At 60.9% G+C, this 11,822-nt stretch carries 11 protein-coding genes and 1 tRNA gene; 5 read left to right on the top strand and 7 right to left on the bottom strand.

Annotation, left to right across the window (positions count from 1 at the left end):
• The 3 genes from GNP00_RS18090 to GNP00_RS18080 all read right to left on the bottom strand — a co-directional run.
• Positions 1 to 3,051 (bottom strand): prealbumin-like fold domain-containing protein (locus GNP00_RS18090; RefSeq protein WP_343037189.1); only part of this gene is annotated, 3,051 nt, incomplete at its 3' end.
• A 321-nt stretch (positions 3,052 to 3,372) separates the two neighbouring features.
• Entirely contained in the window at positions 3,373 to 4,299 is a 927-nt protein-coding gene (locus GNP00_RS18085; RefSeq protein ID WP_011582452.1) for a dihydrodipicolinate synthase family protein, read from the bottom strand.
• On the bottom strand, positions 4,296 to 5,015 hold the full coding sequence (locus tag GNP00_RS18080) for a ribonuclease activity regulator RraA (RefSeq protein WP_011582453.1): 720 nt from the start codon (positions 5,013 to 5,015) through the stop codon (positions 4,296 to 4,298). The genes GNP00_RS18085 and GNP00_RS18080 overlap by 4 nt, the downstream gene beginning before the upstream one ends.
• 296 nt (positions 5,016 to 5,311) lie before the next feature.
• On the opposite strand from GNP00_RS18080, the gene GNP00_RS18075 reads away from it, so the two are divergent.
• The 4 genes from GNP00_RS18075 (at position 5,312) to GNP00_RS18060 (ending at position 7,927) form a co-directional block, all read left to right on the top strand.
• The gene (locus GNP00_RS18075) at positions 5,312 to 5,833 is read left to right on the top strand and encodes a hypothetical protein (protein ID WP_011582454.1); all 522 of its coding nucleotides are present in this window, start codon (positions 5,312 to 5,314) and stop codon (positions 5,831 to 5,833) included.
• A complete protein-coding gene (locus GNP00_RS18070) occupies positions 5,820 to 6,215 on the top strand; it encodes a phage holin family protein (RefSeq protein ID WP_011582455.1) in 396 nt (131 codons plus the stop codon). The genes GNP00_RS18075 and GNP00_RS18070 overlap by 14 nt, the downstream gene beginning before the upstream one ends.
• On the top strand, positions 6,212 to 6,964 hold the full coding sequence (locus tag GNP00_RS18065; protein WP_011582456.1) for a DUF3618 domain-containing protein: 753 nt from the start codon (positions 6,212 to 6,214) through the stop codon (positions 6,962 to 6,964). Before GNP00_RS18070 ends, GNP00_RS18065 begins: the two co-directional genes overlap by 4 nt.
• A 690-nt stretch (positions 6,965 to 7,654) precedes the next feature.
• Positions 7,655 to 7,927, top strand: a complete 273-nt coding sequence (locus GNP00_RS18060) for a hypothetical protein (protein WP_157038113.1) — start codon at positions 7,655 to 7,657, stop codon at positions 7,925 to 7,927.
• Positions 7,928 to 8,194: 267 nt separating this feature from the next.
• Here the strand turns inward: GNP00_RS18060 and GNP00_RS18055 are convergent.
• Both GNP00_RS18055 and GNP00_RS18050 read right to left on the bottom strand, forming a co-directional pair.
• Positions 8,195 to 8,270 (bottom strand) — tRNA-Glu (locus tag GNP00_RS18055).
• A 91-nt stretch (positions 8,271 to 8,361) separates the two neighbouring features.
• Positions 8,362 to 8,754 carry a hypothetical protein gene (locus GNP00_RS18050; protein WP_011582458.1) on the bottom strand — a complete coding sequence of 131 codons (393 nt, stop codon included), beginning with the start codon at positions 8,752 to 8,754 and terminating at the stop codon, positions 8,362 to 8,364.
• 30 nt (positions 8,755 to 8,784) lie between these two features.
• Here GNP00_RS18050 and GNP00_RS18045 point away from each other — a divergent pair, with 30 nt between their 5' ends.
• Positions 8,785 to 9,816 (top strand): RluA family pseudouridine synthase, encoded by a 1,032-nt coding sequence (locus tag GNP00_RS18045; RefSeq protein ID WP_011582459.1) that lies wholly within the window; start codon positions 8,785 to 8,787, stop codon positions 9,814 to 9,816.
• Between the two features lie 108 nt (positions 9,817 to 9,924).
• Here GNP00_RS18045 and GNP00_RS18040 read toward each other — a convergent pair whose 3' ends face one another.
• Positions 9,925 to 10,668 carry an amino acid ABC transporter ATP-binding protein gene (locus GNP00_RS18040; protein ID WP_011582460.1) on the bottom strand — a complete coding sequence of 248 codons (744 nt, stop codon included), beginning with the start codon at positions 10,666 to 10,668 and terminating at the stop codon, positions 9,925 to 9,927.
• A 9-nt stretch (positions 10,669 to 10,677) separates the two neighbouring features.
• Positions 10,678 to 11,808, bottom strand: coding sequence for an amino acid ABC transporter permease (locus GNP00_RS23755; protein WP_343034285.1), 1,131 nt, complete (start codon positions 11,806 to 11,808; stop codon positions 10,678 to 10,680).
• Positions 11,809 to 11,822 lie beyond the last annotated feature (14 nt).

Raw genomic sequence — 11,822 nt, 5'->3', positions numbered from 1 at the left:
GCCGATCACCGGGCCCACCGGATTGCCGGTCGTGGCGGCCCGGCGGTCCTCGCAGCGGGCGGTCTCCAGCACCCAGCCCGGCGGCACCCCTTCGACGATCTCGGTGGCGACATCGGCGGCGGCAAGCGGCACCGGCGCCCCTTCCACGGCCACGTCCTGCGCCGTCGTGGCGAGCGAATAGGTGTCGTCGGTCGGAAAGCCGTTGGCATTGGCGGCCGAGCCGTTGAAGATGAAGCTGCCCGTCCCGCCGGTGCTCACCTTGGCAAGGGTGACGAACGGCACGGAGACAGCCAGGACATTGGCGCTGAACTCGGACGTGTCGCCGACGGCCCCGCCGGTGGCCGTCTCGCGGATCAGGATGGCCGTGATATGGTCCGAGCCGGCGACGAGATTGCCCGGAGCGGGGGAAAGCGTCTCGTCGAGCGTGCCGCCGGAAAGCCCCGTCAGCGCGGCCAGGAAGGTTCCGCCCTCGCCCGCCTGCAGGCCGTCGGCGCCCATATCCCCGGCACTGCCCGGCGCCACCTTGTAGAGCTCCAGCCTATAGGTGCCGCTGCCGCAATAGCTGCCCTCAAGCCGCAGCGTGTTGTCGACAAGGATGGCCGAGGAAAGCACCGGCCGGCCGAGCGGCACGGTGTTTGTGGTGCAACCCGTCCTGACCGTGACTCCGTCCGGAAGGCTCCCCGTACCATCGATATTGTCGATCGCGTTGCCCGAATTGCCGCCGAACTGGTTCTCGGTAAGGCGATTGCCGGCCCCGAGGCGGCTTACGGTTATTCCTGCATGACGCGTTCCAGCGTTGTTGACCAGCTTATTGAAGCGGACGATGTTGCTTCTATTGCTATCGCTGCTTGTGTCGCCCAGCAGTCTCACTCCGCCCTCGGGCTGCGGGCCGCTCCCTTCAGCAATGGTGTTGTGCTCGACGAGATTAAATCCCTTGTTAAAAATCAAGTCGACGCCACTTTGGGTGAAACGCTGCAAAAGGTTGCCGCTCACCGTCACGTGGGAGGAGCTTCCCAAATTGATGGCGTCAGAGCCGGCGTCGACGATTTGATTGCCGCTGATGATGTAGCTGCCGAGCGCCACATGGGTATTGCTTGTTGCAAGAATACCGCCAAAACCTCTGGAATCAGCAATGTAGTTGTTTGCGATCGTGAAGCTGCCGTTGGTGTTGCTGTCCAGCAGTATCCCGTTTCCCACTGTGCCGGCGGCACTGCTCTGATCGGGCAATACGCCGATGACATTGCCTTCGATGCGCAGGCCGGTGAGAACCCCGGAACCTGAAATACCGTTACCCGAATTGGCGGTGGTTCCAAATATGCCGATGTTGCGGATGGTGGTGTCGTTCGCGCCCGCGGCGATGGTGAGCGCGTCGGCCGTGAGCCCGTTGGCCAGGGCCAGCTTCGGGCTTGCCACCTGGCTGAGGACGAGCGGATTCCAGTCCGCCCCCACCAGCCCGCCCGTTCCGACCGCGCCTCGAAGAAGCGCCGACGTTCCGTTGGCATTGTCATAGGCCCTGCCGTCGATGGTCGTTCGCGGCCCGCCGATCGCCGGCAATGGTGCGGTGGGAGCGACCTGCCACCAGTCGCTGCCATTCATGGCAAGCGCCGGCACGAAGCGCAGGACATTGGCGCCCGCATCGGGTTCGCCCCCGCCGCCGGAGGCCGCGGTGATCGCGTTGGCGTTGGCGATGAACTGGCGCACGGACCCCTGCCCGCTGTCGTTCACATTGGTCACGACATTGAAGGAAAAGCCGAAATCGACATTGGTGACCGGGCTGCCCGCGTCCGTCACGACCCGGATCACATGCTCTTTGAAATTAAGCGCCGTGGTCCCGCTATCGGCCGTGGCGCCGCGCCGGCCGCCATAGCAGGCGCCATTGGCCGGGTTGCCGGCCGCGCCGGAGGTGGTGGTGGCGTTCTGCTGGGTGTAACTGCCATTGGTGCTGACGCAAAGGGTCCCGTAGCCCGCGCCCCCCGCCGCGCCGGTGTTCCCGCTTCCCGCCCGCGCATAGGTCTGCTCACCAACAACGCCGGACGTCCCCGCCGCACTCACCGTCGGCGCATCAACCGCGACATAGTAGGTGCCGGGTGCCGGAACAGATGGGAACAGATATGTACCGTCGGCTTCTGTTTGGGTTGCGCCGATTTGCGTCCCTGCGTTGTCGAACAACCGTACTGTGACGCCGCTTATACCGCGGTTTCTTGCCGTGCCTATGCTTCCATCAGCAAGCAGGTTGCCCGCCGTATCCTCAAAGACCGTTCCTCTGATGCCTGCTGTGCGAACATAGGCATGAATGAAGAAGAGGTTGTCATCATTTGTGGGGTTCTGCGCGAAAATCGTAACGGACCGGTCCCCGGTCCTGATATAGGAACGCAAATCGTAAAGTTCGTGATCGCTATCGTAATTGGCTGGATTGCTGACGGCCGGATCACCCACGCCGCCGACGGTAATCAAGGCGCCGTTGGCTTGGCTCAATCCATCATCAAAGTTGCCCGCGAAATTGGATATGGTGGACCCGTTGATGCTGATCGTCGACAACTGATTGCAGCAACTGAAGGAGATCGCGACGCCGAGTTCGCCTCGGAAGGCGGCGCTCGCAGGGTTCATCGCGGCTGCCCCCAGCGACATGACAGCGGTTTCACCCGTTGTGCTGAGACCTCCGTCGAAAAAGGCGACACTCGCGGGGGGAAGGTTAGGATGGGAATAGACAATAGCCAGAACCTCGCCGTCGATATTGGCGTTCCTGGCTCCTTCCGTCACAGTCCAGTTGAAGTTGCTGGTGGTTGCGTTGGCTGTCAGTGTGCGCACAAGTGAAGTCACATCTGCCCGCGCGACAAAGAAGTTCCATGCGGTGCTGTTGCTGATCAGGTGCGTGAAGGTGACGCTCTGCCCAGCCAGGGTGATACCTTCACTATTGAACTCGGCAAGCGTGCTCGGCGAAGATCTGCTGGTACTGTAGAGATACGCTCTCAAAATGGTGGAGCCGACGGGAATGACTGCCTGAACTGTTCCCACAGGACTTGTGTTGCTGCCAATTCCGTCAACGCTCACGCCAACACTGCCGGACCAGCTGCCAGCCGATGACAATACGGCCAAGGCGTCACTGCTGGCGAGGCAGGCGGATATAAGCATGGTCAAAGATGCCGATATACGAACAGCCCATCGCCTGTAGCGCTTTGGCTGGGCATCGTCTCGCCTGCGAAAAAAGGGATGAGGTGCAAGCAGCGTTAGCCAACTGCGGCCTTTAAGCATCAAGGATCTCGCATCTGCCTCCGAAAGTGCAGATGAAGATTATTTCCGCGAAATGTATGGTCCAATAAGGCCGCATGCGGCGGAAGGCTCGCCGCATTTGGCGCCCGTCAATCGGAACCTCTAAAGCTTCGCGCGCGGATCGTAGCGGGCAACGCGTGAGAGAAGATAGTCGACTTCGGCTGTAGCCGCCGCGGTAATGCTGCTAGCCGGCTTACGCTGCGCATCGCTCGAGATGGCGCCCCTCTTCTGCAGCACATATTTGCGCACGGCGAGCCCGACGCCCTGCTGCTGCTCATATCGGATGAGCGGCAAGTGAGCGTCGAACAGGTCATGCGCTTCGTCGCGGCGACCTTCCCGCTGCAGCCGAACAGTATCCACCAGCATGTCGGGAAAGGCATAGCCCGTCATGGCGCCATCGGCCCCGCGCTCCAGCTCGAAATCGAGAAAAAGCCCGCCATTGCCGCAGAGAATGGAGATTTCGCGCATCTCGCCCGCTGCCTGAAATCCCCGGAGCCGCGAGATCTTCTCAAGCCCAGGCCAATCCTCGTGCTTGAGCATCACGCAGGACGGATGATTCTGAACGATCGTGCGGATGACGTTCGGCGTCATCACGACCGTCAATGTCAGCGGGTAATCCTGGATGACAAAGGGTATATCTTCGCCGATCGCCTCCACCGCCTGGGCATAATAGTTGACGATCTGCTCGTCCGTGCGAAGCGAGGACGGCGGCGCGATCATGACACCGGCCGCACCCAGATCCATGGAATTGCGCGCGAGCGACCGCATGGCCGCGAAACCCGGTGCGGAGACGCCGACAATCACCGGCACATTCGCGCGGCTCACCACCTGCCGCGCTACGGCAAGCGATTCTTCCGGGTCCAGCTTCTGCGCCTCACCCATGATGCCGAGGATGGTGAGCCCTGTCACGCCGCAGCCAAGATAGAAATCCGTCAGCCGGTCCACTGAGGCCGTATCGAGCCGGCCATCGGGATGGAAAGGCGTGGCAGCGATGGCGTAAACGCCCCCCGCGCTGTGATCGAGCTTCATTCCTTTTTCGCCTTCTCGGCTTCGTACCGTGCCTTGGTTTCAGTGTTCATGGGATAAAGGCCGGGCAGAGGCACGCCTTTTTCCACCTCATTCATGATCCAGGCTTCCATCCGCTCCTGCTCCGGCGCTTCCGCAAGCACCTCGTCGAGCAGCGCGGCCGGGATCAGCACGGCGCCATCATCGTCCACCACGACGATATCGCCCGGGAAGACGGCGACGCCGCCGCATGCGATGGGCTGCTGCCAGCCGACGAATGTCAGCCCCGCCACCGAAGGCGGCGCGGCAAAACCGTTGCACCAGACCGGCAGCCCCGTTCCGAGCACGCCAGCCGCGTCGCGCATCACACCGTCCGTTACAAGCGCTGCCACACGGCGCTTCACCATGCGCGCGCAGAGAATGTCGCCAAAAATCCCGGCATCCGTGACGCCCATGGCATCGGCCACCGCCACTGCGCCCTCCGGCATGTCCTCCACCGCCGCACGGGTGGAAATCGGCGAGCCCCAACTCGCCGGTGTTGCAAGATCCTCACGCGCAGGCACGAACCGAAGCGTGAAGGCCGGGCCGACAATGCGCGGCTGGCCGGGCCTGATCGGCTTGGTGCCGCGCAGCCAGACATTCCGCAGCCCCTTCTTGAGAAGAATGGTCGTGAGCGTGGCGGTCGAAACGTTCTTGAGAGCGTTGATGACTGTCTGTTCCAAGTTCGCAAGCCTTTCCATCGGGAGTGACCGACTGCTATCGCGCAGTTGTGGGTTATCCGGGTCGGAGCGATGCTCATCCAGCAGCCCCTTCGGGCTTCGGTTCTCGCGCCTCACGTTCTGCGCGTCAAGAAGATGCTGTGCTGTCGACGGCTGGGGCCACCGGACTGTTTTCCACGCTGGGAACACAGCGCGCCGCCGGAAGTTCGGAGATTTCCCATTAGGAGGATCTCATGAACTCCATAATCTACCTCATTGGCCTCATCGTGGTGGTGCTCGCCATTCTTTCGTTTCTCGGTCTGGCATAGGAGGTTGCGATGGCGACAACGACAAACCGGACGGGCAGCGCTCAGTCGGCTGGTGCCGGTTCCAGTACGGCAGCCTCCCTTGGCGAAACAGCGGCCGCGCTCGGCTCCGACATGAAGGAGGAAGCCCAAAACCGCGCGGAAGAAGCGCGGGGAGCGACATCGGAGAGCCTGCGGACCTTTGCCGAAGCGGTGAGGCAAGCCGGCGACGAACTGGCGAAAAAAGATGAAGGGCCGGCATCGCAGCTTCTCTCACAAGCGGCAAACGGCCTGGAGCAGATTTCCAATGCGATCGGCCAAAAGCGGCTTGAGGACCTCGTTGGAGATGTGAGGCGCTTCGGGCGCGAGCATCCGGGCACTTTCATGCTCGGCTCCGTGCTCATGGGCGTGGCTTTGGGCCGGTTTGCCCGCAGCGCAGCGCCCGCTGGACGTCCCCAGACGCATAGCGAACCGACAGCTCCTCAGGTCAACAATCTCCAGCCCCAGCCGGACAGCCAATATCAGACGTCGGGAGGACCCAATGTCGTCGAATGATGACCCTCGCGGAATTACGACTTTGATTTCCGACCTTGCAGAGCAGGCCTCGACGCTCGTCCGAACGGAATTTGAGCTGCTGCGCACGGAAATGTCCGAAAAAGTCGGGCAGGTAAGGGATGGCGCAATCGAGATCGTTGCGGGAAGCATCTGTCTCCTGGCGGCGCTGCTGGTGCTGCTTCAAGCTCTTATCGCCGCGCTGGCTGAACTCGGCCTGGGCCCTGCTTGGGCATCCTTGCTGGTCGGTGTCGTCGTTGCGATCATTGGCGTGATCCTGGTCAGAATGGGGACTTCGAACATGGCGGCGACCAATCTGGCGCCCGAGCGGACACAAAAGCAGCTGAACCGCGACGTGCAGACAGTGAAGGAACAGGTTCGATGACGCATAAATCGTCAGCAGAATTGGAACGCGAGGCCGAAGCGGCCCGCAGCAGGATGAGCGAAACCGCCGAGACGCTGCAGCGCAAACTCTCCCCCGGTCAGCTTCTCGATGAGTTCGGAACCTATTTCAAAAATTCCGACGGCTCGATTGCCCTGGAAAACCTGAAAACACAGGTGAGGGACAACCCCCTTCCACTCGCATTGGTGGGGGTTGGACTCGCGTGGCTTTTCATGGGCGGCGGCCCAAAGGCCGACACGTTGAGGGACAAAATGAGCGGCACCGCCGCCTATCCCGATTCGGGTCAGAGTTGGCCTTCTTACGAAAGCTCCGCTTTCCCGTCTGATGAAACGTCATCGGAAGGTGCGGCATCGACGGCCCTCGATTCTGCGACCGAGCATGCCAGGTCTGCCGGCCAGTGGGCGAGCGATACAGGCAGGCAGGCATCCACTCAGGTCCGTCAGGCCGGCAGCCGCGCTCAGCAGGTACTGAATGACACGCTGAACCAGGAGCCGCTTATTATAGGCGCCTTGGGGATGGCTGTAGGCGCCGCCATTGGCGCCATGCTGCCCGCCAGCAAGGTTGAAGAGGATATCCTGGCCCCATATGGAACGGCAGCACGGGAAAGCGCCATGGGCGCAATCAATAGTGGGCTCGAACAGGCCAGGAGCGCTGTTTCAGAGTCCGCCCAACCGGGAGATGAAGCGGACAGCCCGCCCTTAACCGGAGAACCTGATCAAGACCGGCTATAGACATTCAGCGATTACCGAGATCACTCAAGCGGCAAGGCTTGGTGGTCACTTGGCCCGGATGGTGTTATTCCAATCCGGCAACCAATCTTTGAATGTTGAAATGTTCCGTCTCGAAACGCGCACGATCATTTATCTGGCACTTGTGCTCTTCTCCGCTCTTGCGATCTGGTGGCTTGGAAATTGAGCCGCCTTGAAGTGTCGCTCGCCTTTTAGGACGCAATACAGGCCCCACAAATTATTGATGCGGCCATAGCTCGCAGCCTCCGGACGCACCACGAAGACGCTGTAGAATATAGCTATCCGCGCAGGCCGCAGTCAGGGGCCTCTTTTCGTTGCAATTTCAGCGATAAGGCAAGGTTAAAAACGGGCAGCCATTTCTATAAGTAATATTCTTCAATGGTTAGATGATTTAGTTGTATAATACAACATTATCTCAACAAAGCATTTGTTTTAGAATTATTCTATAGGTGATACATGAAGCGCACGCAATTTATGGCTTCTCTTTTGGTTGCCTTAAGCCTTCCTGGCTGCGCCTCCTTCGAGGAAGCAATAAGAGAAGCAAGAATGACGGATCGGGAACGATGTGCCAGCTACGGATACTTTGAGGGTACGGAACCATTCGCAAGCTGCATGATAAAGCTTTCGACGCAGCGGCAAATAGAGGCCGCAAACCGCCGCCACCGAGAGGAAATGCAAGCTGCCAACCGCCATTTCGATTATCTGGCAAGAGAGTTTCGCAGGCGCACGGAAGCGGAAGCGGAGAACCGCAGGCGCGATCAGATTGAAGTGGATTTGCGCAGACGCGCAGAAGCCGAGGAAGAGAAGCGCCGGCGCGCAGAAGCGGAAGCGGAGGCTGAAAGGCGCAGGCGCGCAGAAGCAGAGGAGGAAATGCGCAGACGCCAGGAAGAGGCCGCGAGGCAGAAACCTATAGAAGAAGACTTGGGCGGTGGCGGCGAGTGGTGAGACACATGCATTAAGGAGCAGTGCAGACCTGCGGCGAAGTCAGCCTCCGCGCAAAGCCTATCGGGTCGTCTGGCCGCGCCTCCTTACCTTGAGCGCTTCATCTACTGAGTCGTCATAGCCACGCGGCGCCCCTCACCAAACGTCCTGTTAAGGACGGCAGCTCGTTCTCCGTCCTTAACGATACGCGCGGAATTGATTGGTCCAAAAAAGCAGCTTCTGCACCCCCAAAAGGGGCCACCTGTGCAGCAATGCTTTACGCGGGAACTCTGGTACTCCCAAGGGGAATCGAACCCCTGTTTCCGCCGTGAGAGGGCGGCGTCCTAGACCGCTAGACGATGGGAGCGCTCAGAAGCCCGCGATATAGTCGCGATCCGCGGGAATTGCAACAACGAACTGCTGGGTCAGATCTTTCTCCGCAAGTCCGCCCGTTGCGCTTATTGCACGGCGCGGGTTACGGCGAAGCGTCCGACCAACCGCCCTTCCGGAATATCGTAGAGCAGGATGGCCTCGCCCTCGTCTGCGAGCGCCACATGCAATGTCAGCCGATCGCCGGAAGCGGCATGGGAGATGATGCGCGCGCCCTCGGGCAGCGGAATGCTCCCGGAAATCATCTCGTTCGAAGGAGCAGTGGGAGAGGAGGACGATGCCTGTGGCCCGCTCTCCGTCACCGACTTATAGACAAGCGCCAAAACCACGGCCATAACGGCGGCGAAAAGAATGCCGAGATTGATGACCATGAAGCGCACGAGCTTGCGGCGCACGCGCTCCGCCGCCGGATCGAGCGGCTTCTCTTCATCAATCTCGAGCGAGGCGTTCGGCGCTGCCATGCATATTCCAATCGCAAGAAAAGTGGAAAAATGAGCGATCCTGATAGCGAAGCTGGCGGCGGATGGAAAGAGCTGCTGGCGGATGAGAAGGCAGAGGGCAATCGCCTCGACCAATGGCTGGCCGCTCGACTTGCCCCGGATTTCTCCCGCAGCCGCATCCAGGCGCTCATCCGGGAAGGTGCCGTGACCCTCAACGGACGGACCGTGGCCGAGCCAAAGCGGAAGGTAGCGGCCGGCGAGTTCTATTGCATTACGCTGCCCGAACCCGAGGCCCCGGAGCCGCAAGGCGAGGACATCCCCCTCGACATTCTCTACGAGGACGAGGCACTGATTGTGATCGACAAGCCAGCGGGCCTGGTCGTGCATCCAGGGCCCGGCAATTGGACCGGCACGCTGGTGAACGCGCTGATCCATCATTGCGGTGACACGCTCTCGGGCATCGGCGGCGTGCGCCGGCCTGGTATCGTCCATCGGCTCGACCGCGACACGAGCGGCGTAATGGTGGTGGCCAAGACCGACCAAGCGCACCGGGTGCTCGCGGAAGCTTTTGCGGATCACGGACAGGACGGGGATCTGGAGCGCGCCTATGTGGCGCTTGTCTGGGGTGTGCCGCGCCGCATTTCCGGGTTGGTCGACGCGCCGCTCGGCCGTTCGGCAAGCGACCGGACGCTGCGCGCGGTGGTGCCACAGGGCCGAGCCGATGCGCGCCATGCGGTGACGCACTACACCGTGCTGGAACGTTATGGGACCGGCACGCCCGAAGAGCAGATCGCCGCGCTCGTCGAATGCAGACTGGAGACAGGCCGCACGCACCAGATCCGCGTCCATATGGCGCATATCGGCCACCCGCTGGTGGGCGACCCTGCCTATGGCCGCGCCTTCCGCACCAAGGCTAATCGCTTGCCTCCGGCTCTGGCAGAAATGGTCGCCGCCTTCCCCCGCCAGGCGCTTCATGCGCGCCTTCTTGCCTTCAGGCATCCCGTATCGGGCAAGATCATGCGCTTTGAAGCCGCAATCCCCGCCGATATGGAAAACCTGCTAAAGGGTTTTGCGAAATTGTGACGGCGTTGTTTCCAACACAATGGAAAGTATTTAAGTAGGCATAGAACTGTTCAGTGGGACCTTCAATTATAGCAGAATAGCCCTATTATATTCCTTACCGCCGGCTGCCTAAAGCCGCCCAGCCTCAACGATTCGCTGGAGAAAAGCTGCGGTGCGCTCTTGCGTCGGGGCTCCGAAAATCTGCTCGGGCGGGCCTTCCTCGTGCACCTTTCCGCCGGCAAGGAAGCAGACCTTGCTCGAAACCTCGCGCGCGAAACCCATTTCGTGGGTGGCGAGGAGCATGGTCATGCCATCAGCGGCAAGGTCACGTACAATGTTGAGCACTTCAGCGACCAATTCGGGGTCCAGTGCCGATGTGATCTCATCGAGCAGCAGGATCATCGGATTCATGGCAAGCGCGCGGACGATAGCAACGCGCTGCTGCTGGCCGCCCGAGAGCCTGTCCGGATATTCATTCGCCTTGTGCGCCAGGCCTATGCGCTCGAGAAGCGGCATTGCGAGTGCTGTAGCCTCGGCCTTAGGCTTGCCAAGCACCTTGCAGGGCGCAAGGGTGACGTTTTCCAGCACGGTCATGTGCGGGAAGAGATTATAGCTCTGGAAGACGATGCCGACATCGCGGCGTAAGGCGTTGACGTCCACGCCCGGACCGGTCACGCGGTCACCATGTATGCGGATTTCTCCGCTATCGATGGATTCAAGTCCGTTCAAGCAGCGCAGCAGCGTGGACTTCCCGCAACCCGACGCACCGATGAGACAAACGACCTGGTGCTCCTCGACCTCAAGGCTCAATCCGTCGAAGACCTGGAACGTGCCATAGGATTTAGAGATATTCCTGATTTCGATCATGGCCATGGCGGATCCTTACCCGGCGCGCGTGCGCCGCTGCTCCCTTTCGAGTATCCGGTCAACGAACCGGGCCTGCGGAATGGTGATTACCACGAAGAGGAAGGCCACCACGGTGACGGGCGAGAGGTTGAAATAGTTGCTCGATAGGATCTTCGCCTGGTTGAAGGCATCGATGGAGCCGATGACGTTAACGAGAGCGGTATCCTTCTGCAGGCCGATGAAATCGTTAAGAAGCGGCGGGACGATACGGCGCACCGCCTGGGGCACAATGACGTAGCGCATCGTCTGCATGTAGGTGAGGCCGAGCGAACGGGCGGCGGCCACCTGGCTCCAGTGAATGCTTTCGATGCCGGCGCGGTAGACCTCGGCGACATAGGCGCCGAAGGTAAGCGTCAATGCGATGATGGCATAGGTCTCGACCGAAAGATCCTTGAGGATCGGCAGGCCGCTCAGCGGCAGGCCGAACCCGATCAGGTAAATCGTGATGATCGCGGGCATACCGCGGAAAATGTCGGTATAGAGCGTTGCGATCGCCCGGATTGGTGCGGCCGTTTTGCCGGGGATGAGCCGCGCCACCGCGACGATCAGGCCCCAGACGAGGACGCATATTTCGGCTACGACGAAGATATAGATATTGACCCAGAACGCCTTCAGGATGAGGGGAAACGACAGGTCGAGCAGCGGTACGGACAGGAAGGTGCGGCTGACGGCGAGATTGTTCGCCATCAGAAACTGCGCAAGGGCGATGACCACCACGAAGAGGGCGGCAAAGCCGACCGTATAATGCGCGTAGTTGAGTGCACTGGCCGTCTCGATCCGCGCGGTGATCAGATCGTGGGCCGCAACCGCATCCCGCGCCTTCTGCCCGCGTGTGACGCTCTTGATTGCTGGCCACAGAAGCAACGCCGCGCAGAAAACCGGTACCCAGAACAGCAGGGACGAAACAGTCCCACCCAATCCAAAGGCGGCCGCGTGTTGGCCGGCGGCTTGGAAGGTCGCCCATGCTGCCAGGATTATGAATAGGGCGCAGACCATCGCCGTCGCCGACCAGCCACGCGAATCCTTCGGCGCCGCGCCGGCGCCGAAGGATCGTTTCTCGTCGAGGCGAGGTCGCCGTGCCTCGCCGCTTTCAGAAAAATCTGTCACGAGGCGCTCCCCGC

The organism is Chelativorans multitrophicus, assembly GCF_011317445.1.
GTDB lineage: Bacteria > Pseudomonadota > Alphaproteobacteria > Rhizobiales > Rhizobiaceae > Chelativorans > Chelativorans multitrophicus.
The sequence above is the reverse complement of the archived record's forward strand: the minus strand, read 5'-3'. Positions and strand labels throughout refer to the sequence as shown.

Bases quoted from the DNA above. Each gene is read 5' to 3' on its own strand.
- GNP00_RS18060 (WP_157038113.1), top strand. From the start codon at position 7,655: ATGCAAGCTGCCAACCGCCATTTCGATTATCTGGCAAGAGAGTTTCGC.
- GNP00_RS18080 (WP_011582453.1), bottom strand. From the start codon at position 5,015: ATGGAAAGGCTTGCGAACTTGGAACAGACAGTCATCAACGCTCTCAAG.
- GNP00_RS18085 (WP_011582452.1), bottom strand. From the start codon at position 4,299: ATGAAGCTCGATCACAGCGCGGGGGGCGTTTACGCCATCGCTGCCACG.
- GNP00_RS18050 (WP_011582458.1), bottom strand. From the start codon at position 8,754: ATGGCAGCGCCGAACGCCTCGCTCGAGATTGATGAAGAGAAGCCGCTC.
- GNP00_RS18045 (WP_011582459.1), top strand. From the start codon at position 8,785: ATGAGCGATCCTGATAGCGAAGCTGGCGGCGGATGGAAAGAGCTGCTG.
- GNP00_RS18075 (WP_011582454.1), top strand. From the start codon at position 5,312: ATGGCGACAACGACAAACCGGACGGGCAGCGCTCAGTCGGCTGGTGCC.
- GNP00_RS18065 (WP_011582456.1), top strand. From the start codon at position 6,212: ATGACGCATAAATCGTCAGCAGAATTGGAACGCGAGGCCGAAGCGGCC.
- GNP00_RS18040 (WP_011582460.1), bottom strand. From the start codon at position 10,668: ATGGCCATGATCGAAATCAGGAATATCTCTAAATCCTATGGCACGTTC.
- GNP00_RS18070 (WP_011582455.1), top strand. From the start codon at position 5,820: ATGTCGTCGAATGATGACCCTCGCGGAATTACGACTTTGATTTCCGAC.